The sequence below is a fragment of the Actinoplanes sp. NPDC051388 genome, assembly GCF_055586225.1.
Genome location: NZ_JBVJIP010000011.1, coordinates 302,807 through 324,957, shown reverse-complemented (window position 1 = coordinate 324,957; position 22,151 = coordinate 302,807). Strand labels below are relative to the sequence as shown.

Annotated in this window: 12 protein-coding genes; 9 read left to right on the top strand and 3 right to left on the bottom strand. The window is 72.7% G+C overall.

Translation table 11 applies throughout. The annotated features are described in order from the left end of the window. Nucleotides 1-93 precede the first annotated feature (93 nt). The 4 genes from ACZ6TI_RS27650 to ACZ6TI_RS27635 all read left to right on the top strand — a co-directional run bounded on the left by ACZ6TI_RS27650 (nucleotide 94) and on the right by ACZ6TI_RS27635 (nucleotide 7,637). A complete protein-coding gene (locus ACZ6TI_RS27650) occupies nucleotides 94-3,075 on the top strand; it encodes an FtsX-like permease family protein (protein WP_465348058.1) in 2,982 nt (993 codons plus the stop codon). Further along, complete coding sequence (locus ACZ6TI_RS27645) at nucleotides 3,072-6,020, top strand: FtsX-like permease family protein (protein WP_465348057.1); 2,949 nt, start codon at nucleotides 3,072-3,074, stop codon at nucleotides 6,018-6,020. The genes ACZ6TI_RS27650 and ACZ6TI_RS27645 overlap by 4 nt, the downstream gene beginning before the upstream one ends. A gap of 106 nt (nucleotides 6,021-6,126) precedes the next feature. Further along, entirely contained in the window at nucleotides 6,127-6,876 is a 750-nt protein-coding gene (locus ACZ6TI_RS27640; RefSeq protein WP_465348056.1) for a hypothetical protein, read from the top strand. Continuing rightward, the gene (locus tag ACZ6TI_RS27635; protein WP_465348055.1) at nucleotides 6,873-7,637 is read left to right on the top strand and encodes a hypothetical protein; all 765 of its coding nucleotides are present in this window, start codon (nucleotides 6,873-6,875) and stop codon (nucleotides 7,635-7,637) included. The genes ACZ6TI_RS27640 and ACZ6TI_RS27635 overlap by 4 nt, the downstream gene beginning before the upstream one ends. Nucleotides 7,638-7,657: 20 nt before the next feature. Here the strand turns inward: ACZ6TI_RS27635 and ACZ6TI_RS27630 are convergent, their stop codons facing one another. Both ACZ6TI_RS27630 and ACZ6TI_RS27625 read right to left on the bottom strand, forming a co-directional pair. Continuing rightward, nucleotides 7,658-8,668 carry a LacI family DNA-binding transcriptional regulator gene (locus ACZ6TI_RS27630; RefSeq protein ID WP_465348054.1) on the bottom strand — a complete coding sequence of 337 codons (1,011 nt, stop codon included), beginning with the start codon at nucleotides 8,666-8,668 and terminating at the stop codon, nucleotides 7,658-7,660. 2 nt (nucleotides 8,669-8,670) lie between these two features. Then, nucleotides 8,671-11,025: a glycoside hydrolase family 3 N-terminal domain-containing protein gene (locus ACZ6TI_RS27625; RefSeq protein ID WP_465348053.1), complete on the bottom strand. Its 2,355-nt coding sequence runs from the start codon at nucleotides 11,023-11,025 to the stop codon at nucleotides 8,671-8,673. A 265-nt stretch (nucleotides 11,026-11,290) separates the two neighbouring features. Between ACZ6TI_RS27625 and ACZ6TI_RS27620 the strand changes: the two genes are divergently transcribed. The 4 genes from ACZ6TI_RS27620 to ACZ6TI_RS27605 all read left to right on the top strand — a co-directional run bounded on the left by ACZ6TI_RS27620 (nucleotide 11,291) and on the right by ACZ6TI_RS27605 (nucleotide 15,182). Beyond that, a complete protein-coding gene (locus tag ACZ6TI_RS27620; protein WP_465348052.1) occupies nucleotides 11,291-12,679 on the top strand; it encodes an extracellular solute-binding protein in 1,389 nt (462 codons plus the stop codon). Further along, on the top strand, nucleotides 12,676-13,605 hold the full coding sequence (locus ACZ6TI_RS27615) for a carbohydrate ABC transporter permease (RefSeq protein ID WP_465348051.1): 930 nt from the start codon (nucleotides 12,676-12,678) through the stop codon (nucleotides 13,603-13,605). The genes ACZ6TI_RS27620 and ACZ6TI_RS27615 overlap by 4 nt, the downstream gene beginning before the upstream one ends. A 1-nt stretch (nucleotide 13,606) precedes the next feature. Further along, nucleotides 13,607-14,509 carry a carbohydrate ABC transporter permease gene (locus ACZ6TI_RS27610; RefSeq protein WP_465348050.1) on the top strand — a complete coding sequence of 301 codons (903 nt, stop codon included), beginning with the start codon at nucleotides 13,607-13,609 and terminating at the stop codon, nucleotides 14,507-14,509. A gap of 154 nt (nucleotides 14,510-14,663) precedes the next feature. Continuing rightward, a complete protein-coding gene (locus ACZ6TI_RS27605; RefSeq protein ID WP_465348049.1) occupies nucleotides 14,664-15,182 on the top strand; it encodes a hypothetical protein in 519 nt (172 codons plus the stop codon). Nucleotides 15,183-15,233: 51 nt separating this feature from the next. Here ACZ6TI_RS27605 and ACZ6TI_RS27600 read toward each other — a convergent pair whose 3' ends face one another. After that, nucleotides 15,234-18,602 (bottom strand): CARDB domain-containing protein, encoded by a 3,369-nt coding sequence (locus tag ACZ6TI_RS27600; RefSeq protein WP_465348048.1) that lies wholly within the window; start codon nucleotides 18,600-18,602, stop codon nucleotides 15,234-15,236. 252 nt (nucleotides 18,603-18,854) lie between these two features. On the opposite strand from ACZ6TI_RS27600, the gene ACZ6TI_RS27595 reads away from it, so the two are divergent. Continuing rightward, nucleotides 18,855-22,088, top strand: coding sequence for a S8 family peptidase (locus ACZ6TI_RS27595; RefSeq protein ID WP_465348047.1), 3,234 nt, complete (start codon nucleotides 18,855-18,857; stop codon nucleotides 22,086-22,088). Nucleotides 22,089-22,151 lie beyond the last annotated feature (63 nt).

The following is a 22,151-nucleotide window of genomic DNA, read 5'->3' as shown; positions in this document are numbered from 1 at the left end:
CGGCCGGGGTCCGCGCGGGCGCCGAACCGGTAGGTTCACGGCGGGCGTGATCGGAACGGCGGGGGACGCATGGACACGGTGATCATGGGGGCTGTGCGGTCCCGTGCGGCCCAGTCCCTGATGGTCCTGCTGCTCGCCGCGCTGCTCACCACCGCCGCGGTGGCCGCGCCCTGGTTCGGCCTGGCGGTCGCCGCCCGGGTCGCCTCCTCCGATGTGGCCGCCGCCCCGGCCGGTCAGAAGGTGCTGTCGCTGAGCAAGCCGGTGCAGCTCGCCGGCGACCCGCGGACCACCCTCGACGAGTTCGCCCGCTCGGTGCCCGGCCTGCTGCCGATCGACGGCGCGACCACCACGCTGGGCATGATCCGCGACATGGTCTACCGCCCGGTCTCCGCGGCGTCCGCGTCGTCCGAGGTGCCGGTGGCCTACCGCGAGGGCTTCTGCGAGCACGTGCGGCTCTCCGGGACCTGTCCGGCGGCGAAGGACGAGGCGGCGGTCAGCAACGACACCGCGCTGCGGCTCAAGCTCGAGATCGGCGACGACTTCGCGGTGCGGCAGTCGCCCAGCGGCACGCCGGCCCGGTTCAAGGTCGCCGCGCTTTACGACCGCGCGGATCCGGCCGGCGCCTATTGGAGCAACGAGATCTTCCGCGCGGCCGGCGGCCTGGACCCGATGTTCACCACGCTCGACGGCTTCACCGCGCCGGAGCTGCGCTCGCCGACCGTGGTCGCCGACCTGGACGTCCCCGAGCCGCTGCTGCGCGGCGACAACCGCTACAACCTGCGCCAGGTGGTCGCGGGCGCGCGCGACGATCTGGCGGCCGAGGGCGTGCAGCTCGAGGACCCGACCCGCGACCTGCTGCGGCAGGTCGCCGAGGACCGCACCGACGTGCTCTTCGCCGTGCTGATCGCGCTCAGCCAGGTGCTGGTCCTCGGCATCGTCGCGCTCGGGCTGGCCGGCCGGTCCACGCTGCGCGACCGCCGCGGCGACATGGGCCTGCTCAAGCTGCGCGGCAACACCCGCCTCGGGATGCTCCGGATGACCTCCGGGCAGCACCTGCCGCCGCTGCTCGCCGGGGCCCTGATCGGCGCACCGCTCGGATTGTTGGGCGGCCGCCTGCTGGCCGGCTCCGGCCCGGTCCGCGCGGAGGTCCCGCTCGCCCTGCTCGCCTCCCTCGCCGCCGTGCTGATCGTGCTGCTGATCGGCATGCTCGTGCTGACCATTGTGGACGCGGTGATGCTGCGGCTGCCGATCACCGTGCTGCTCAGCCGCGCGGCCGGCAAGCGCCGCGGGTGGGGCGCCGACGTGCTCGACGGAATTCTGATCGCGATCGCCGTGGCCGCCGTCTATCAGGCCCGGGCCGGGGGACAGGACAGCGGGCTGGGCCTGGTCGCGCCGGCCCTGACCGCGCTCGCCGTGGCGTTGGTGCTGGCCCGGGTGGTCGGCACGCTCACCGACCGGGCCGGTGGCCTGGCCCTGCGGCAGGGGCGGCTCCGGTCCGGCCTGGCCGCCGTCCAGATCTCCCGGCAGATCGGCGTCGACCGGGTGTTCACGCTGGTCGCCACCGCGGTCGCGATGATCGCGCTGGCGGCCGGCAGCCTGGCCGCGGCCACCGCCGACCGGGCCACCCGCACCGCCGTCGAGGTCGGCGCCGACCGGGTGCTGACGGTGAACGCGGACAGCAGCACCCAGCTGCTCGAGGCGGTCCGCGCGGCCGACCCGGGCGGCCGGTCCGCGATGGCCGTGATGGTCGACCTGAACAGCAACCCGCCGGTGCTCGCGGTGGACAGCTCCCGGCTCGCCGCGGTGGCCCACTGGCGCCCCGAATACGGCCCGGTCACCGCCCTCTCCGAGGCGCTCGCCGCGGCCCGGCTGCCCGCCGCGCCACCGCTGATCACGGCGAGCCGGTTGGAACTGCGGGTGCGCAACGACCGGCCGCGCCCGGCCATCCTGGTCGCGGTGCTGCAGCACGAGGGCACCGGCGAGAACGTCGAGGCGACGTTCCGCGACATTCCGACCGGCGAGTCCACCGTGACCGCGACCGCGCCGCCGTGCGCCACCGCGCCCGGCTGCCGGCTGGTCCGCTGGCAGCTCGCCACCCTGCGGGACCGCGAAGCGAGACCGGAACCCGGCTCGGTGACCCTGCGCGACCTGCGCCAGCGCGGCCCGGACGCCGAGATCGTCGGCCCGGCCGAGCTGGCCGACGCGGCCCGGTGGTACCCGGACTACGGCGGCGCCGCGCTGCACCTCAGCATGACCACGGCCGGGTTGAAGATCACCCCGGCCGAGGCCGGCGCCGCGGTGGCCGGCGACCGGGTGATCGTGGCCGACGCGCCCCGCCCGATGCCGGTGGTGCTGGCCGGCCCGCTGCCCAAGGAGTGGCGGTACGACGACGCCACCTCCCCCCGGTTCGGCGGTTCGGCCACGCCGGTCCGCGTGGTTGCCGACGCCGGGCTGCTGCCGGTGCTCGGCGCGTCCGGGCTGATGGTGGATCTGGACGTGGCCCGGCGCACCGCCGCGGACGCCGGGCTCACCGGCACCTTCGAGGTGTGGCTGGCGCCCGGGGCGCCGCCGTCCGTGGTGGCCGCCCTGCAGAACGCCGGGGTGGACGTGCTCGCCGAGCGCAGCGTGACCGCCCGCGGCGAGCAGCTGGCCCAGCAGGCGAGCGTGGCCGGCGCCCGGTTCGGGCTGCTCACCGTCGTGATCGGACTGTTGCTGGCGGCGACCACCGTGGCGGTCACCGCGGCCGCCGATCGCGAGCCCTATGCGGCCCAGCTGACCGCGCTGCGCCGGCAGGGTCTCAGCGAGCCCGCCGCGGTCGCCACCGGCCGGGCCGGGATCGCCGCGCTGGTCGCCGGCGGCTGGCTGGCCGGGCTGCTGGCCGCGGTGCTGGCGGTGCCGATCGACGGTCTCACCGCGCCCCCGTTCAGCGACGGGTGGCGGCTGATCGCCGCGCCCGATCCGCTCGGTCTGCCCGCCCTCGGCCTGGCCGCGCTCGCCGCCGCGATCACGCTGGCGCTGACCGGGCTGCTCGCCGCCCGGCCGCTGGTCGCCCGGATCCGCCGGGAGGGCCGATGATCGCCCTCGTCCTCGCCATGGTCTGGAGCCGCCGCGGCCAGGCCTTCGCGGTCGCGCTGCTCACCATGCTGGGCGTCGCCGCCGCGGTCGCCGCCCCGGCCTGGCTGCGCGCCACCGACCGGGCGATCGCCGCCGCCCAGGTCGCCATCGCGCCGGCCGACGAGCGCAGCTTCACCCTCGAGCAGAGCCAGGTCGACCAGCGCGGGCTGGGCGGCGCCCCGCCGCAGGAAAATCTGCAGACGGCCCGGCAGGCGCTGCTCGGGCTGCCCGGCTTCGAGGCCGTCTCGGCGGTCGAGTTCCCGGTGGTCGGACTGGAGCCCGACAGAGCGCTGCGGACCCTGCTGGTGAACCGCCAGGACGCCTGCGCCCACCTGGTGATGGTCGCCGGGCGCTGCCTGGGCGGCGAGGGCGACGTGGTGATCGGCGAGCACACCGCGCAACGGCTCGGCCTGCGGGTCGGGCAGCCACTGCCGCTGGCGTACGCGATCCTGATCAAGACACCCGAAGTCACCGAGTGGGTGCCCGACGGCGACTTCGAGCCGCTACTGGTGGCCGGGTTCTACCGGGTGGCCGAGCCGGCCGACGTCTACTGGGGCACGGCGGGCTACTTCGCGCCGTATGCCGGACGGCCCGGCGAGCCGGTGTTCACGCTGGACACCACGATGGCCGCGATGGACTACGGCAATACCCGGCTGACCATCAACGGCATCGCCGGTCCGGGCGCGCTGGCCGTGGACCGGCTGCCCGGGGTGCGTTCCGGGCTGGCCGCGCTGACCGCCCAGGTCGGCGATCTCTCCTCGCCGGTCGACGTGCGGACCGGCATCCCGACGCTGCTCGACCGGATCGCGACCGGCCGGGAGGCCGCGCACCTGATCGTGCCGGTGCCGGCCGTCGCGCTGATCCTGCTCAGCTGCCTGACCATCTTCCTGGTGGTGGGCTACGGCACCGAGGGTCGCCGGCCGGAGCTCGCCGTGGTCGCGCTGCGCGGTGCCCGCTGGGGCGCGCGCTGGTGGCTGGCCACCGGGGAGAACCTGGTCGCCATCCTGGCCGGCGCGGTGGCCGGCTGCGTCGCCGGTCAGCTGCTGGTCAACGCCGTCGCCGCGGTGCGCCTCCCGGGCGCGGGCGCGGATCCGGGCTTCGACTCGCTGCGCTGGGCGCCGGTCGCCGCGGTCGCCGCCCTGGCCACCGCGCTGATGGCCGAGTGGCGGCAGGTGGTCACCCCGGTCTCCGAGCTGCTGCGCCGGGCGCCCGCGGTGTCCCGGCTCGCCGGGCAGATCGCGGTGCAGGCGCTGGTCGCCGCGCTGGCCGTGTTCGCCGGCGTGCAGCTGTTCGTCACCGGCGGCACGCTGACCGGCGTCGGCACCTTCGCCACCGCGCTGATCGCGGTGGCGTGCGCGCAGCTCGCCGCGCGGGCGGTGCTGCCGGTGGTCACCCGGATCTCCCGCGGCGCGCTGCGCCGCGGCCGCCCGGGCCGGGCCCTGGCCGGGTTCCAGCTCTCCCGCCGGCCCGGCGCGACCAGGATGTTCGCGCTGCTCGCGGCCGCCGTCGCGATCGCCGTGCAGGCGGCCTGCGCGGTGGACACCGGCATGCGCGGCCGGGCGCTGCAGGCCGAGCTGGGCACCGGCGCGGACCGGGTGATGACGGTCGAGCCGATCGGCCGGCAGGACCTGCTGCACGCCGTCCGCGAGGTGGACCCGGACCGCGAGTTCGCGATGGCGGTGGTGCGGCTGCCCACCGATCCCGGCTCGCCGCCCGCGCTGGCCGTGGACACCGAGCGGCTGACCGCCGTCGCCAACTGGCCGGACGACGATCCGGCCGCGGCCGCCGCGGCACTGCGCCCGGCCGCGCCCGAGCCGTTCGACATTGCCGGCGCCGAGTTCTCGGTCGACGTCACGGCCACCGGGCTCAACCCCGACAAGCCGGTCAGCATCGGCGTCGTGGCGAGCTCCACCGCGGGGCTGGGCGGGGTGCAGGCGCCGCTCGGCGATCTGCGGCCGGGCCGGCACACCTATGCGCGCAAGCTCGACGTCTGCAGGTCCGGCTGCCGGATCGACGCGATCGCGTTCGTCGAGGCGGGCAGCGGCGTGCAGGACGTCGTCGGGCGGGTCACCGTGCACACCGCGGCGCCGGGCGGCTGGCGGGCGTCCACGCCGAGCGCGCTGGGCGCCGGCGGCGCGCTCGAACTGACCGTGCTCAACCAGCAGGACGACCGGCTGCTGCTGCAGCCGGTGTCGACGCCCTTCCCGCTGCCCGCGGCCACCACCGGCACGGTCAGCCGGCTCGCCGGGCTGGACGGGCGCACGATGCCGGTCACCCGCGCCCTCCGGGTGTCCGCGGTGCCCGGCGCCGGCCGCCCGGCGACCCTGGTCGACCTGGATTACGCGGACCGGCTCACCGCCGACGGCGGCCCGGCCGCGGGCTCCGAGGTGTGGCTCTCCGACCGGGCGCCGGCCGACGTGCTCGCCCGGCTGGAGGCGCAGGGACTGAAGGCGACCGGCGAGACGAGTGCGGCCGTCGTGCGCGACTCGCTCGACCAGCAGGGCCCGGCGCTCGCGCTCGACTTCACCGTGCTCATCGCCGTGCTGGCCGCAGCGCTGGCGGCGGGCGCGCTGGTGCTGACCGCCGGCGTGGACCGGGCCCGGCGGGTGGAAGACCTGGCTGTGCTGCGGGGGCAGGGGCTGTCCCGGCGGTCGGTGCGGCACGCGACACTGTGGACGTACCCGGCGCTGGTCGCGGCCGCGGTGCTGGCCGGGCTGGGGATCGCGCTGCTCACCTGGGGGCTGACCGGCTGGGCGCTGCCGCTGGCCGGGCTGGATCCGCCGTCGCTGCCGTTCCCGGCCTGGCCGCGGGTCTGGGTGGTGGCCGCGGCCACCGCGGTGGTGTGGCTGGTGCTGACCGGGGTCGCCTGGCTGGCCGGCCGCCGCACGTTGCGCTCGATCCCATAGCCGTGACGGGCGCTCGATCCCGTAGCGGTGACGGGCGCTCGATCCCGTAGCGGTAACGGATCGGCGACGGTGGAACCGGCGCGCCCATAGCCGGGTCCGAGGTGTCGTGACCATTCGGCGATTCCTGCTCGGCGGCGCCTGCCTGCCGCTCCTCGCGATCGCGGCCTGCGGCGCGTCCGCGCCCCAGCCGCCCACCGATCCGTCGACGGCGATCGTGCGGGTCGACTACAGCGCGGCTCTCGGCCCTCCCGCCGAGCGGTATTCGCTCCCGACGGTCAGCGTCTTCGGCGACGGCACGGCCGTGCTCAGCGCCGAGGACCAGGGCCTCATGTATGCCGGCGTCCGCCGCACCCTCACCGCCGAGCAGCTCCGGCAGCTGTTCGACCGGGCGGCCGGCGCGGACCTGTTCGACAACCACGACTACCGGCGCGACGACGTCCTCGACGGCAACTTCCTCGGGGTCACCGTCCGGTCCACGCGCGGGACCTTCGAGACCTCCGTCGCCCAGCCGTCCGTCGAGGACCGCGGTAACCGAGGCCGGGTGGTGCGGTTCGCCGAGTCGGCGATGCGGGCCGGCGCCGAGGCGGGGGAGTTCCGCCCGGCCCGCTATGCCGTCGTGGTGGTGGCGGACAGCGAGGAGACCGGGGACGTCCGGCCGTGGCCGCTGCCGATGCCGCTGGAACGGATGTCCGGCTTCTCGAGACGGCCGTGCGAAACGCTCGACTCCGGCTCGCCGGTGCTCGCCGCCGCGCGGGCGGCCACCCGTGACACCCGCTGGCAGGCCGGGGATCAACGGGTCAAGCTGATGTTCCGGCCGCTGCTGCCGGACGAGACCGACTGCGCGGCGATCCGATGAGCCGCCGCGGCGCCGTCGCGTTGATCGCCGCGCTGATGTTCCCGGCCGGTTGTGCCCAGGTCCCCGGCATCGGCCCGCCGCCGGACCCGGCGACCGGCGCGGACCAGGCGGTCCTTCGGGTCGACAGCGACGGCGGGTACGTGCCGTGGTCCGAGCGGATCCGGATGCCGGACATCGCGATCTACGGCGACGGGACGGCCGTCGCGCGGGTCGGGAAGGACGGGCCGGTGTACCAGGGCGTGCAGCGCACGGTGACCGACACCGAGATCGCCGAGCTGTTCCGGCTGGCGCAGCGGGCCAACCTCTTTCAGAGCAATCACTACCAGCTCACCACCGCCTCCGACTCCAACGTGCTGGCGATCCGCACCACCTCGGTCGACGGTTCCTATCGCACCGTCCTGATCGGACCGTCCGATGACGACGGTGGTGATCCGCGTCGCGCCATCGACCTGGCGAAGACGGCCGTCGCGACCGGCACCGAGACCGGCCCCTACCGGCCGACCCGGCTCGCCGCGATGGTGGAGCAGTGGGGCGACGACCGCTCGGACGTCCGGCCCTGGCCGCTGCGGATCCCGCTGGAGTCGCTGGAGGGCGGACCGGACTGGCCCTGCCTGGTGCTGGAGGGCAAGGCCGTCGACGAACTGCTCGACACCGTGCGCGGCGCCACCCATCGGACCCGCTGGCAGGCCGGCGACCAGCGGATCAAGCTGCTGTTCCGCCCACTGCTGCCGGACGAGCCGGACTGCGCGTCGATCAGGTGACCAAGATCAGGTGACCAAGGTCAGGTGACCGGCGCGGTGGACTGCCGGATCACCAGCTCGGTGGCCAGCTCGACGTGGTGCGAGTCGAGCGGCTCGCCGGCCGCCAGCCGCAGCGCGGTCCGCACCGCCACCCGGCCCATCTCGCGCAGCGGCTGGCGCACGGTGGTCAGCGGCGGCGCGCTGAACCGGGCGAGCTGGGTGTCGTCGAAGCCCACCAGGCTCAGGTCCTCGGGCACCCGCACGCCGAGCCGGCGGGCCGCCTCGATGACGCCGGCCGCGTTCTCGTCGCTGCCGGCGAAGATCGCGGTCGGCGGGTCGGGCCGGCTGAGCAGCGTGGTCCCGGCGGTCAGCCCGTCGGAGTGGGTGAAGCGGCCCAGGCACACGAAGTCCGGCGGCGGCGGGCAGCCGGCCGCCTCCAGCGCGGCCCGATACCCGTGCACGCGGGCCTGGTTGTGCACCGCCTTCGACGGCCCGCCCACGTACGCGATCCGCCGGTGCCCGAGCCCGAGCAGGTGATGTGCGGCCGCCATGCCACCGGCGAAGTTGGTCGACCCGACGCTCGGCACGTGCGGCCGTGGCACCGTGTCCGGATCCACCACCACCAGCGGCAACCCGGCCCGCACCAGCGCCTGGAACTGCTCCTCGGTGACGTCGTGCACGACCGCGATGACCGCCTCGCGCCCGGCCGCGGCCAGATCCCGGGCCCACGCCCCGGGCGACGTCTCGCGGTCCGGGAAGGCGCCCGCCACCACCGGCACGCCGCCGTCCCGGATCCCGCTCATCACCTCGATGGAGTACGTGTTCAGCGGGTCCGGCAGCAGCAGCTCGACCCGGGGCGCCGCCGGACTGCGCCGCACCGGTGACCGTTTGCGGCCGCGGTACTCGTGCTCGCGCAGCAGCGACTCCACCCGCTCCCGGGTGGCCTGACCGACGTCCGCCCGGCCGTTGAGCACCCGGGACACGGTCGCCACCGACACCCCGGCCGACGCGGCGACCTGAGCCAGCGTGGTGGTGCGCGGTCGCGTACGCATGCTCAGCCCGTCTCGACCGGCGTGACCAGCCGCCGGTCCGGGCCCACCGTGCGGGCCGGGCCGGTCAGCCGGACCGTGCCCTGGCAGGGCAGGTCGCCGGCCGACGTGCCGACCAGCACGTCGAAGTCGCCCGGCTCGACGATCCGGGTCAGGTCGCGGCCGGTGAACGCGGTCCGGTCGGCGTGCACCCGGAACGTCACGTCGCGGCCCTCGCCCGGCGCCAGCCCGATCCGGGCGAAGCCGGTGAGCTGGCGCACCGGCCGGGTCACCTGGGCCACCACGTCGTGCAGATAGAGCTGGACCACCTCGTCGCCGGCCCGGTCGCCGGTGTTGGTCACCCGCACGGTCACCGTGAATTCGCCGTCGGTGGGCACCTCCTTGTCGCTGATCCGGAGGTCCTCCACCGCGAACGTCGTGTACGAGGCGCCGTGCCCGAACGGGAACAGCGGCGTCGGATCCAGGTTGCTGACCCCGGAGTTGTCCGCGCCCAACGGCGGCTGCAGATAGGTGCCCGGCTGCCCACCGGCCAGCCGCGGGATCTGCACCGGCAGCTTGCCGCCCGGCTGCACCCGCCCGCTGAGCACCCCGGCGAGGGCCGCCCCGCCCTCCTCGCCCGGCATGAAGGCCTGCACCAGCCCGGCCGCCCGCCCGTGCACCGGCCCCAGCGCATAGGGCCGGCCGGACACCACCACGACCACGACCGGCGTCCCGGTCTCCAGTAACGCGTCGAGCAGGTCCTGTTGCACGCCCGGCAGCCGCAGGTCCTCGGCGTCGCAGCCCTCGCCCGACGTGCCGTGCCCGAAGAGCCCGGCCAGGTCGCCGACGAACGCGATGCACAGGTCCGCGTCCCGGGCCGCGTCGACCGCCGCCGCGAACCCGCTGCGGTCGGCGTCGCGCACGTCGCAACCGGCCGCGTGACTGAGTTCCACGGAAGGCAGCTCGGCGCGCAGCGCGTCCAGCGCCGACGGCACCTCGATGCCCATCCCGAACTGCGGGTGCCGGGGGAGGACGTGGTTCGGGAACGCGTAGCAGCCCATGAAGGTGCGCGGATCGGCCGCGGCCGGCCCGACCACCGCGATCTTCCGGGTGCTGCCGGCGAGCGGCAGCGCCGTGCCCGCGTCGAGCAGCACGATCGAGCGCTCGGCCATCTCCCGGGCCAGCGCGCGGTTGCCCGCGGAGTCGAGGTCGATCGCGTCCGCGCCGGTCACCGAACCCTCCGGCGTCCAGTCCGGGTCGAGCAGTCCGAGCTGCGCCTTCTGCACCAGCAGCCGGCGGGCGGCCCGGTCGACCAGTTCCTCGGGCACCTCGCCGCGGCGGACTTTCTCGGCCAGCCCGGCGCCGAAGCCCAGGGTGTCCGGCAGCTCGACGTCGATGCCGGCGGCCAGCGCCTGCGCCCCGGCGTCGACCTCGTCCGCGGCGATCCCGTGCGTGGAGGCCAGGAACGGGATCGCCCAGTAGTCCGAGACCACGGTGCCGGTGAAGCCCCACTCGCCGCGCAGCAGATCGGTCAGCAGCCACGAATCGGCGCCGGCCGGGACACCGTCCACGTCGGAGTAGGAGTTCATCACCGAGCCGGCGCCGGCCTCGACGATCGCCGTCTCGAAGGTCGGCAGGATGATGTCGAGCAGCTCGCGGCGGCCCATCGGCACCGGCCCGTGGTTGCGCGCGCCGCGCGAGGCCGAGTAGCCCGCGAAGTGCTTCAGCGTGGCGATCACCCCGGCGCCCTGCATGCCCCGCACGTAGGCCGAACCCAGCATCGCGACCAGGTAGGGATCTTCGCCGATGGTCTCCTCGACCCGCCCCCAGCGATAGTCCCGCACGACGTCCAGGACCGGAGACAACCCCTGGTGTACGCCGAGCGCCGCCATGTCCCGCCCGATCGCCGCGGCCATCCGCTCGACCAGAGCGGGGTCGAACGTCGCACCCCAGGCGATCGCGGCCGGATAGACCGTGGCGCCGTATGCGGTGAAACCGGTCAAACACTCCTCGTGCACCAGGGCGGGAACCCCGAGCCGGGACGACTCGAGCACGATCCGGTGCTGCCGGACCACCTCCGCCGCGCCCTCGGCGGGCGTGACCGGCACACTCCCGTACACCCGGGTGAGGTGACCGAGGCCGTGCCGGCTCGCCTCGGCGAGGGTGACCCGTCCCGAGGCCGCGAAGACGTCCTGCATCGGCGCGACCTTGATCTCGGCCTCGGGTTGCTCGACCTCGGCCTGCATGTCGTTGCCGAGCCAGCGGCTGCCGAGCTGGCCGACCTTCTCGTCGAGGGTCATCGCGGCCAGCAGGGCGTCCGCTCGGGCCTCGGCGGACAGCGAGGTGTCCTGCCAGGGACGGGTCGGGTCCAGGTTCGTCACGGTGACACTCCATTCACGGCACGTCTCCGAAAGTTTCGGAGGCCAACCGGCCGACGACTTCCGCAACCGGATCGTAATCGGGAGACGGTTGTCATCAGCGCGGGTTAACGCTGCGGTGCCGTCTACTCTCACCCCTGGTGAAGCAGTACATCAAGACCCTTGACAGAGGCAATCCGAAATCCTACGTTAACGAAATCTCGCGTTAACTTGCGGTCCCCGGTCGAAAGTTGCAGCCTTTCGTGCCGGGTGCCATCGCTTTTTCTAGATGACTCGACCTGCCGCGTTCCGTGCGCGGCTGCAGAGTACGGAGATCAACGTGGACCCCAGCAACTTCTCTCGTCGAAACTTCCTCAGCCTCGCCGCCGGCACCTCGGCCGCCGCCGCCCTGGCGGCCTGCGGCAGCTCCGGCCCGGGCACGTCCTCGGGTGGTGGCAGCGCCGCGGGCGGGGCCTCCTACTGGTTCCTCACCGGCCAGCCGGGCGAGGGCATCCGCGCCAACGCGGTGGCCGAGTTCAACAAGGCCAACGCCAACAACAAGATCACTGAGACGCGGTTCCAGAACGACGCGTACAAGACGAAGATCAAGACCGCGATCGGCGCCGGCCAGGCGCCCACCCTGATCTGGGGCTGGGGTGGCGGCGGTCTGAAGAGCTACGTCGACGCCGGCCAGGTCGAGGACCTGACCGCGTGGTTCGGTGAGAACGCGGCGGTCAAGTCCAAGCTGTTCCCGTCGTCGTTCGGCGCGGCCACGGTCGACGGCAAGATCTACGCGATGCCGTGCGAGACCGTGCAGCCGATCATCCTGTACTACAACAAGAAGGTGTTCGACCAGGTCGGCGCCGCGCCGCCGCAGTCCTGGGGCGAGCTGATGGCCCTGGTGCCCAAGTTCAACGACAAGGGCATCGCGCCGTTCTCGCTGGGTGGCCAGTCCCGCTGGACCAACATGATGTGGCTGGAGTTCCTCTTCGACCGGATCGGCGGCAGCGAGGTCTTCGACGCCGTGTTCGCCGGCGAGAAGGACGCCTGGTCCAACCCGGCCGCGATCGACGCCCTGACCAAGATGCAGGAGCTGATCAACGCCAAGGGCTTCATCAAGGGCTTCTCGTCGATCACCGCCGACTCCAACGCGGACCAGGCGCTGCTCTACACCGGCAAGGCGGCCATGATGCTGCACGGCGGGTGGACGTACGGAAGCATGAAGAACGACGGCGGCGACTTCGTCTCCGGCGGCAACCTGGGCTACATGTCCTTCCCGCCGGTCGAGGGCGGCAAGGGCGACCCGAGCGACACCGTCGGCAACCCGGGTCAGTACCTGTCGATCTCGTCGAAGGCGACGCCCGAGGCGAAGGAGACGGCGAAGAAGTTCTTCCAGACCGGCGTGCTCGGCGAGGCCGAGACGAAGGCGTGGATCGACTCCGGATCGGTGCCGATCGTGACGGGCACCGAGAGCGTCATCGCGAGCTCGCCGGACGCCGACTTCCTCAAGTTCGTCTACGACACCTCGAGCAAGGCCAAGGTCTTCGCCCAGTCCTGGGACCAGGCGCTCAGCCCGGAGGCCGCCGAGGTGCTGCTGGACAACATCGCCAAGCTGTTCCAGGTGTCGATCACTCCGCAGCAGTTCGCCACCAACCTCAACGCGGTCATCGGCAAATGACGGCGCTCGCTCCGCCCACCGCCCGCGTGCCGAAGGCAGCCACCTCCACCGGCGGTGGGCGGGGCGGCGCGGTCGCCTGGATGGTGCTGCCCGCGCTCCTCGTGTTCGTCGCGTTCGGCGTCATCCCGCTGCTCGGCGTGCTCGCGCTCAGCTTCACCACCTGGGACGGCATCGGTCAGATCACACCGTCCGGGCTGACCAGCTGGCGCACGGTGCTGTCCGATCCCGGGCTGCCGCACTACCTCGGCGTCACCTTCCTGATCATGGGATTGTCGTGGGTGTTCCAGACGCCGATGAGCATCCTGCTCGGGGTGTTCCTGGCCGGCCGCCAGCGCTACCGCGCGTTCCTGGCCGTGCTGTTCTTCATCCCGCTGCTGCTCAGCTCGGCGGCCATCGCGATCGCGTACAAGGCGTTGCTGGACCCGAACTTCGGGCTCGGCGCCGGCCTGGGCGTGGACTTCCTGGTGCAGGACTGGCTGGGCCGGGAGAACCTGGCGCTGGGCGTCGTGGTGTTCGTGGTCTCCTGGCAGTTCATCCCGTTCCACTCGCTGATCTACCAGGGCGGCGTGCGGCAGATCCCGCACACGCTCTACGAGGCGGCGGAGATCGACGGGGCGGGCCGGATGCGCAGCTTCTGGAGCATCACGCTGCCGCAGCTCAAATACACGATCATCACGTCGTCGACGCTGATGGCGGTCGGCTCGCTGACCTTCTTCGACCTGATCTTCGTGCTCACCGCCGGTGGTCCGGGCGACGCCACCCGGGTGCTGGCCCTGGAGATGTACAAGCGCGGCTTCCAGGCCAACCTGATGGGCCCGGCCAGCGCGATCGCCGTCATCCTGGTACTCGTCGGCCTCGGCCTGGCGCTGCTGCTGCGGCGCCTCGGGGGCAAGAACGCGACCGACAGCCAGCTGGAAGGGGTCTGACATGGCGACCGCGGTGACGACTCCACCCGGCCTCAAGGTGGAGAACCCCGACAATGATCACGTGCCGGCCCGCCGTCGCGGGCTGCGCGGCCTGAACTGGCTGGGCGGCTCGGCCGGCTGGCTCTGGCTGATCGTGGTGATGGTGCCGATCTACTGGATCGTCATCACCAGCTTCAAGTCGCAGTCGAACTACTTCTCGCAGAACCCGTTCGCGCCGCCGAGCGCGCCGACCCTGGACAACTATCGCCTGGTGATCGAGTCGGATTTCATCCGCTACTTCTTCAACAGCTCGATCGTCGCGGTCGGCACGCTGGTGCCCGCGGTGCTGTTCTCGTTCATGGCGGCCTACGCCATCGTGCGCGGCTCGGGCAAGAGCAGATTTCTGCGGCTGAGCAACTCCCTGTTCCTGATGGGACTGGCGATCCCGTTGCAGGCGACCATCATCCCGGTCTATCTGATCATCATCCGGCTGCAGATGTACGACACCCTGCTGGCGATCATCATGCCGTCGGTGGCGTTCGCCATCCCGCTGTCCGTGCTGGTGCTCTCGAACTTCATCCGGGACGTGCCCAAGGAGCTGTTCGAGTCGATGCGGCTGGACGGCGCCACCGAGTGGGGCACGCTCTGGCATCTGGCGTTCCCCCTGGTGCGCCCGGCGCTGGTGACCGTGGCGATCTACAACGGACTGCAGGTGTGGAACGGCTTCCTGCTGCCACTGGTGCTCACCCAGAGCCCCGACCAGCGCCTGCTCCCGCTCGCGCTGTGGACCTTCCAGGGCCAGTACGGCATCAACGTGCCCGCCGTGCTGGCGTCGGTGGTGCTGACCACGCTGCCGATCCTCATCCTGTACGCGATCGGCCGCCGCCAGCTGGTCAGCGGCCTGACCGCCGGCTTCAGCAAGTAGCAGCACCACACCCGTCGCGGGTCCGGCCTTCTGCCGGGCCCGCGACGGGTGTGCGCCGGCCACCAACGGCGTCGCCGCGCTCGGCGCCGCCGAGATCCTGGCGAAGGCGAAGGCCGCGCTCACCAAGGCGGGGTCGTTCCGCGCCAAGGGCGCGATGGCCGAGCAGGGCCAGAAGACCGACCTCGACCTGGCGATCAACGCCGACGACTTCCTGGTGTCGATGGCCTGCGGCGAGGCGAAGGTCGAGCTGCTCGCGGTCGGCGGCAAGAAGTACTTCAAGCCGAACGAGCAGTTCCTGGTGATGTCGACCGACGCCAAGCAGGGCGCCGCCATCGCCGAGGTGGTCGGTGACCGGTGGGTCGCGGGCGCCGAGAAGGATGCGTCGTTCAAGGAGATGTTCACCATCGCCGACGTCGACGAGCTGCTCGAGCCGGCCGGCACGCTGAGCAAGGGCGAGGAGAAGGCGATCGACGGCAAGCCGGCGATCGCCCTGAAGGACTCCGACGACCCGAGCGCGGCGCTGTGGATCGCCACCACCGGCGAGCCGTACCCGCTGCAGCTCTCCGGCAAGGGCGGCGAGCTGGTGTTCAGCTCGTTCGGCGAGCCCGTCACCGACATCAAGGCCCCGGCGGACACCGAGGTCATCGACATGAGCAAGCTCAACGGCAAGTAGGCGCCGAGGAGCGGGAGGCCCGGTGGTGGACTCCGGGCCTCCCGCTCGTCCTCAGCCCCCGTTGATCACGAACTGGGAACCCGGCTCGCGGACGATGTTGCCGTCCGCCGAGTTCGTGATCGTGACGTTGGTCAGGTTCGCCGAGCCTCGGGCGCCGCCCATCGCGAGGATGCCCGCGCCGTTGTTGGACTTGTCGATGCGCACTCCTGTGATCGCGACGTTCGGCATGTTGCCGCCGCCGGTCTTGAACTGGATGCCGTCGAAGGTGGAGTCGATGATCTCGGTGTCCCGGATGGTGACGCCGACGATGTCACTGGTCGAGGGGAACAGCGTGATCCCGCCGAACTCCTGGTCCTCGTTCCAGAACGCGCCGCCGGTGCGGTAGAGGCCGTTGCCGGAGATCAGCGTCTGGCCGGAGAACGGCAGCGGGCTGTGGTCGGTGGCCAGCATGATGCCCGGATAGTTGGCGGTGTCCGCGACCAGGTTGTTCTCGATCGAGTTGCCGTAACCGCCGTAGATCGCGATGCCGTTGGCCCGCCACGGCAACAGCACCGTGTTGTTGACGAAGTGGTTGTCGTGGCCGATGTCGACCGACTGGTCCCGCACGTACGGGTTGGCCCACACCGCCAGGCCGTCGTCGCCGGTGGTGCGGAACGACGAGTTGAAGACCCGCGAGTTGCGCGTGCCGTTGGAGAAGTTGATGCCGTCCGCGTAGGTGTCGCGGATCCGCATGCCGGTGAACTCGAGCCCGTCGCCCGGGTTCCAGTAGGCCGGTGTGTCCGAGTAGTCCCGGCCCACCCAGGCGCCGACGTTGGTGTGCTCGATCCACACGTTCGAGATCTTCGTGTTCCGGCCGAAGCGGCCGTTGAGCCCGTGGCCGCGGTTGGCCCGGTTCGTGGTCATCCCGAAGATCGCCAGGTCGGAGATCTGGGTGTTGTCGTCGATGTCGAAGCCGACGTTGCCCTCGTGCGGGTGGTTGATGTTGCCCGTCACGTTCTGCGGCTCGGTGTTCGTGTAGAGCTGGGTGTGCCACATGCCGGCCCCGCGGATCACGACGTTGCGCAGGCCCTTCTGGTTGTTGCCGTTACGGTTCGGGTCGGGGGACAGGATCTTCTGCTCCTGCCGCCACTGGCCGGCCGGGATCCAGACGCAGGAGATCACGCCGTTCTCGTCGTCGGTGACCGCCCGCTGGATCGCCGCGGTGTCGTCGTTGCCGTCGTTGGGCACCGCGCCGTACTGGGTGATCGAGGTGCAGCCGGTCGGCTGGGACGCCGCCGGCGCGACCTGCTCGAGGTCGATCAGGTCGATGATGTAGAACGCCGCGTCGTCGCCCGCGTCGCGCTGCAGCTTGAAGCGGGTGCCGGCCGGATACGAGGTGCCGAGCAGCGCGTGCGACTCGTCGAACAGCCGGCGCGCGTTGGCCGACGGCGAGTTGGACAGGCTCTCGGTGTCGTCCGTGGTGCCGTAGAGCCAGCTGTTCCGCGAGGACAGTGTGAGCTTGCGGTTGAACTGGCCGTTGACGTAGAGGCTGATGGTCTTCTCCTGGCCGCCGCCCGAGGGCGCGTCCGGGATCGAGTTGCGCACCACGATGGAGTTCGACGCCCCGGTCGAGGTGATCTCCACGAACTGGCCGCCGCTGTTCAGCCGCACCGACTGCCGCCCCGAGGACTCGGTGGCGAAGTTGGTGTGCCCGAAGGTGCGCAGCGGGTCCGGGGTCAGCAGCTGGCCCTGGTAGTTCGCGGCCTCGGCCTCGTAGGTGGTGTAGGGCACCGCGGCGCCCCGGCCGACCACGATGGACACGGTCGCGGTGTTGTTGTTCTCGTTCGTCTCGGCCACCACGCCGGTCGCGTCCGCGGTCGCGGTCGCCGTGCCGCCGCCGGTGGTGGCGGTCCACGAGCCGGAGATGGTGACGGTGGCGGTGGCGCCGGCCGCGATCGCCGGGGCGTTGCCGTTGAGCGTGCTGCCGCCGATGGTCACCCGGGCCACCGAGGCCGCCGCCGAGCTGGTGCCGCGGTTGCGGAGCACGACGGTGAAGGTGACCGCCTGGCCGACCGACGGGTTCGACGGGTTCGGCGCCACCGAGACGACCTCCAGGTCCGGCCCCGGCGCCTGCCCGACGACCAGCGGGGACGCCGCGGTGAAGGTGTTGTTGTCGTTGTTCTGCTCCGGCACGGTGTCGGCCGGGTCGACCGTCGCGGCGACGGTGTAGCTGCCCTGCCCGCGCCGTCCGGCGGCGACACTCACCGTGGTGGAGGCCCCCGCGGCCAGCGCGCCGACCGGTGCGCTGCCGACCACGACGCCGCCCAGCTTGACGTCGACCGTGGTCGCCGGTGCGGCGGCGGTGCCGGCGTTGCGCACCGTCGCGCTGACCGTGATCGCGTCCGCCTCGGAGGGCGCGGCCGGGGTCCAGGTGACCGCGTTGACGGTCAGGTCCGGGTTCGGCGCCCAGGCGCCCAGCACCTGGAACTCGGCGACCTGCCCGCCGGGCGCGCCGCTGTTGCTGAAGAACTGCAGCCGCACGTCCGCGTAGCGCCCGCTGACCGCGATGGTCACCGTGTTCTGGTTGCCGGACGGGCTGAAGTTGTAGTCCGCCCGCGGCTTGAGCGAGGTGAACGCGGTCGCGCCGGGTGCGCGACCCAAGACCTCGATCCCTTGGGTACGCGGACCCCACGCGGAATCCGGGTTCAGCTTCACCGCCACGCCGGTGAGGTCCGCGCCCGCACCGAGCTTGACGGTCAGCGTCGCCTGCTGCCCGGCCGCCTCCCAGTAGCTGGCCACGTTCCCGTCGTTGGCGTTGCCGGCCACGTAGGACTGGGTGAACGAGGACGCCTCGATCGGCTTGCCCACGGCCAGTTCGGTGCCACCGACCGGTGGGTCGGGATCGGGGTCCGGCCCGCTCACCGGCCCGTAGATCTCGAACTCGCTGAGCTGGGCGGCCGGCCAGCCGGTGTTCGAGGTGACGTTCAGTCGCACGAACCGTACGGTCGCCGCGGTGAACGTGATGGTCACGGCGTTGCCGGTGGCCGGGTCGAAGAGCCGCCCGGCCGGCGCCGACAGGGTCGTGAAGCTGGTGCCGTTGGTGCTGCCCTGCACGCCGATGGTCTGGGTGCGGGCGGCCCACGCGGACGGCGGCGGCAGCTTGAGGGTGACCTGGTCGACGGACGTGTTGGCGCCGAGGTCGATCTGCACCCACTGCGGGAAGGCGCCGTTCGGGCTCTCCCAGTAGGAGCTCGCGTTGGAGTCGTTGACGTTGCCGGCCGCGTATCCGGCGTTGGCGCCGCTGGCGGTGACGGTCTTGCCGGGCGCGAGGTTGGGGCCGGCGGCCGCGGCCGGCGACGACGCGACCAGGACGGCGGACGCGGTGAGGACGAGGCTGAGGATGCCTCCGGCCAGTCGCCGGCGGCGCAACTTCCGAATCATGGAGCCCTCTGTTCTGTTTTGGACGGGCGGACGCGTGGGGAAGCGCTCGGGGCTGCGCTAACCCCGAAGTTGCGACCTGAGTCGTGAAAATTTCGCGACTACTGTCAACTTCTTGCGGGCCGGGGCATCCAAGGTTTCAGATATGTCACTGGTTCGTCAACGGTTTGACGCAGTTAAGCCCTGCGCAGCGCGCTCGGGCGCCGGGCTGCTTCAATTCCCGGGCACGTTCGTCGATCCACGGGGGAGTCAGCCATGGTCCGCAGGCCTCTGCGCGCGGCGGCAGCCGCGTTGCTGCTCACCGCGGGCGCGATCGTCGCGCTGGTGCCGTTCGACGCGGGCGCCGAGGAGGCCGCCGCCGCGACCCCGCGCACCCCCGGGTGGACGGTCACCCTGGTCACCGGCGACAAGGTGACCGTGACCCCGGACGGCGGCGGCCGGCAGGTCGTCCGGATCGCCCGTGCCGCGGGCCGGGCGGGCATCCCGTTCAGCACCGTCACCACCAAGGCCGGTTTGTCCGTGGTGCCCGCCGACGCCGCCCGCCGGATCGCCGACGGCCGCCTCGACCAGCGTCTCTTCGACGTGTCGCTGCTGCACCGGCTCGGCTACGACGACGCCCGCAGTGGCGAGGTCCCGCTGATGGTGAGCGGCGCCCCGGCGGCCCGGGTGAGCTCCATGCGGACCGCCAAGCGGGACACCGCCGGGTTCTGGAAGTCCTGGACGAGCCGGCCGGACCGGTCGGGAACCAAGAGCAAGCTCTGGCTGGTCGGCAAGATGCGGCCGAGCCTGGACGTCAGCGTGCCGCAGATCGGCGCCCCGCAGGCCTGGGCGGCCGGGCACACCGGCGCCGGGGTCACCGTCGCGGTTCTCGACACCGGCATCGACGCCGCCCACCCCGACCTGGCCGGCGTGATCGACGAGACGAAGGACTTCCTCGGCGAGGGCATGGCGGACAACGTCAGCCACGGCACCCACGTGGCCGGCACGATCGCGGGCACCGGCGCCGCCTCGGACGGACGCTATGTCGGCGTGGCCAAGGGCGCCCGGCTCAAGATCGGCAAGATCTGCGACTGGGGTGGCTGCCCGGAGGACGCGATCCTGGCCGGCATGGAGTGGGCCGCGCACTCCGGCGCCAAGGTGGTCAACATGAGCATCGGCGGCCCGGTCGCCGAGTCCTCCGACCTGGTGATCGACGCCCTGAACCGGCTCACCGCCGAGACCGGTGTGCTGTTCGTGACCGCGGCCGGCAACGGGCACGACCCGGAGACCATCGAGTCGCCCGGCGCCGCGGACGCCGCCCTCGCGGTGGGCAGCGTCGCCAAGCGCACCGACGCGCTCAGCGACTTCTCCAGCGAGGGCCCGCGGGTGTTGCCGAGCCGCCGCGGCGACTACGCGGTCAAGCCGGACATCACCGCCCCCGGCCAGGAGATCACCGCGCCCAGCCCGGGCGGCACGGCCGAGGGCGGCGACGCGTACGTGACCTACTCCGGCACGTCGATGGCCACCCCGCATGTGGCCGGCGCGGCCGCGATCCTGGCCGGGCAGCACCCGGAGTGGACCGCGACCAGGCTGAAGGACACCCTGATGTCCACCGCGAAGGTGATCGACGGGCAGACCGTCTATCAGCAGGGCGGCGGCCGGGTCGACGTGGCCCGCGCGACCGCCGGCACCCTCACCGCCGCCGGCAGCGTGAGCCTCGGCTACTTCCCGTTCGGCCGGGCGAACCCGCCGGCCACGAAGAAGGTGCGCTACGCCAACGACGGACCGGCCGACGTCACGCTGCGGCTGGCCGTCACGGTGGACGACGCCACCGGCGAGCCCGCGCCCGCCGGGATGTTCCGCGCCGCGGAGACGGTCGTGGTGCCCGCGGGCGGCAGCGCCGAGACGGACCTCACCGTGGATCCGGCGGCGGGACCCACCGGGCTCTATTCGGGCGCGCTGACCGCCACCGCCGCGGACGGCGCGACCGTGCGCACCGCGGTCGGCGCCTACCGCGAGCCGGAGTCCTACGAGCTGTCGTTCACCGGCCTCGGCCCGACCGACGAGGCGATGACCGAGCTGCTGCTGATCGAGCAGGCCACCGGCAAGGTCACCTACACCCGGATCTTCGAGCGCACCTGGCTGCGGCGCCTGCCCGCCGGCCGCTACACCGTGCTGACCCAGACCTTCGACGCGCGCGCGATGCCCGACGGACGGTTCGCCGCGGCCGCCGAGACCCGGGAGATCGACCTCCGGAAGCCGACCGGGATGACCTTCGACACCCGCCTGGCCGAACCGGTGGAGGTGTCCGTCGCCGGGGTGCCGGACGCGGTGCCGATCGAGGAGATCGTCTTCCAGAGCGCCTACCGCGACGACGGCCTGGCCCTCACCGGCGGCCCCGGCCAGATCCGCGCGGTGCCGGGCAAGGGGCCCGAGATCGACGGCTTCCGGTACGGCGTGCTGGCCCCGCTCGGGAAGAAGGACACCACGCCGACCCCGTGGACCTACACCGTCGCGCTGCCCGGCGACGGGAAGATCCCGGCCGACCTGTCCTTCACGGTGCGCCGGAACACGCTCGGCACGGTGGCCCAGAAGATCAGCAGCCAGTCGCCGGACGAGGTGCGCAGCCTCGGCCACGCCGGTTACACGCCGGCCGGGCTCGGCTACACCTATGCCGCGCCGGCGCCGCTGGGTGACCTGCGGACCCGCGCCGACCACTTCACCACGGCGCCCGGCACCGACTTCACCTCGATCTTCATGTCCGGTTCCGATCAGTTCGGCGAGAACAGCGGCGACTATGAGTCATACGTGCCGGATCAGACGTTCACCGCCGGGGTGCGGACGTCGCGGCAGTGGAACCGCGGCGTCTTCGGGCCCGGCTTCGTGCCCGAGCAGGGCTGGGACGGCTGGCGCGACGGCGACACCGTGCACGTCGGGATCCCGCTGCTCAGCGCCCGCGACCACGTCACCTACAGCGGCTGGGCGGACGCCGTGCACACCGAGATCCGGGCCGGCGGCGAGGTGCTGGCCGAGGCGGACGACTTCGCGGTGGACGCGGAACTGCCGCCGGGGGAGCGGCGTTACCGGGTGCGCAGCACGCTGCGGCGGCTCGAGGACTGGACGCGGATGTCCACCAAGGTCGACATCCGGTGGTCGGTGCGCTCCGGGCGTACCGAAGGAAAGCAGGTCTTGCCCTTGCAGGCCGTCCGGTTCACGCCCGCGCTGGACGCGGACAACGCGGCGGCACCCGGCGCGGTCACCTTCGGCGCGCGGGTCGAGCGGGCGCCCGGCGCGGCGGACGCGTCGGTGACCGCCTTCGCGGTCGAGTTCTCCACCGATGCGGGGGTGACCTGGGCCCCGGCGAGAGTGGGTGGAAAGGGCGCCCAGCGGACCGTGACGATCGACAATCCCGCAGGTGGGAGCGTGTCTCTGCGGGCCTCGGTGACCGACTCCGCGGGCGACACCGTGGAGCAGACCATCACGGCCGCCTATCCGGTGAGAGCGGAATGATAGCGGCGATCGGCAGACTCATGGGTGTTGGACGAGGGCGGGGAGATCCCGGGCCGCGGCCGT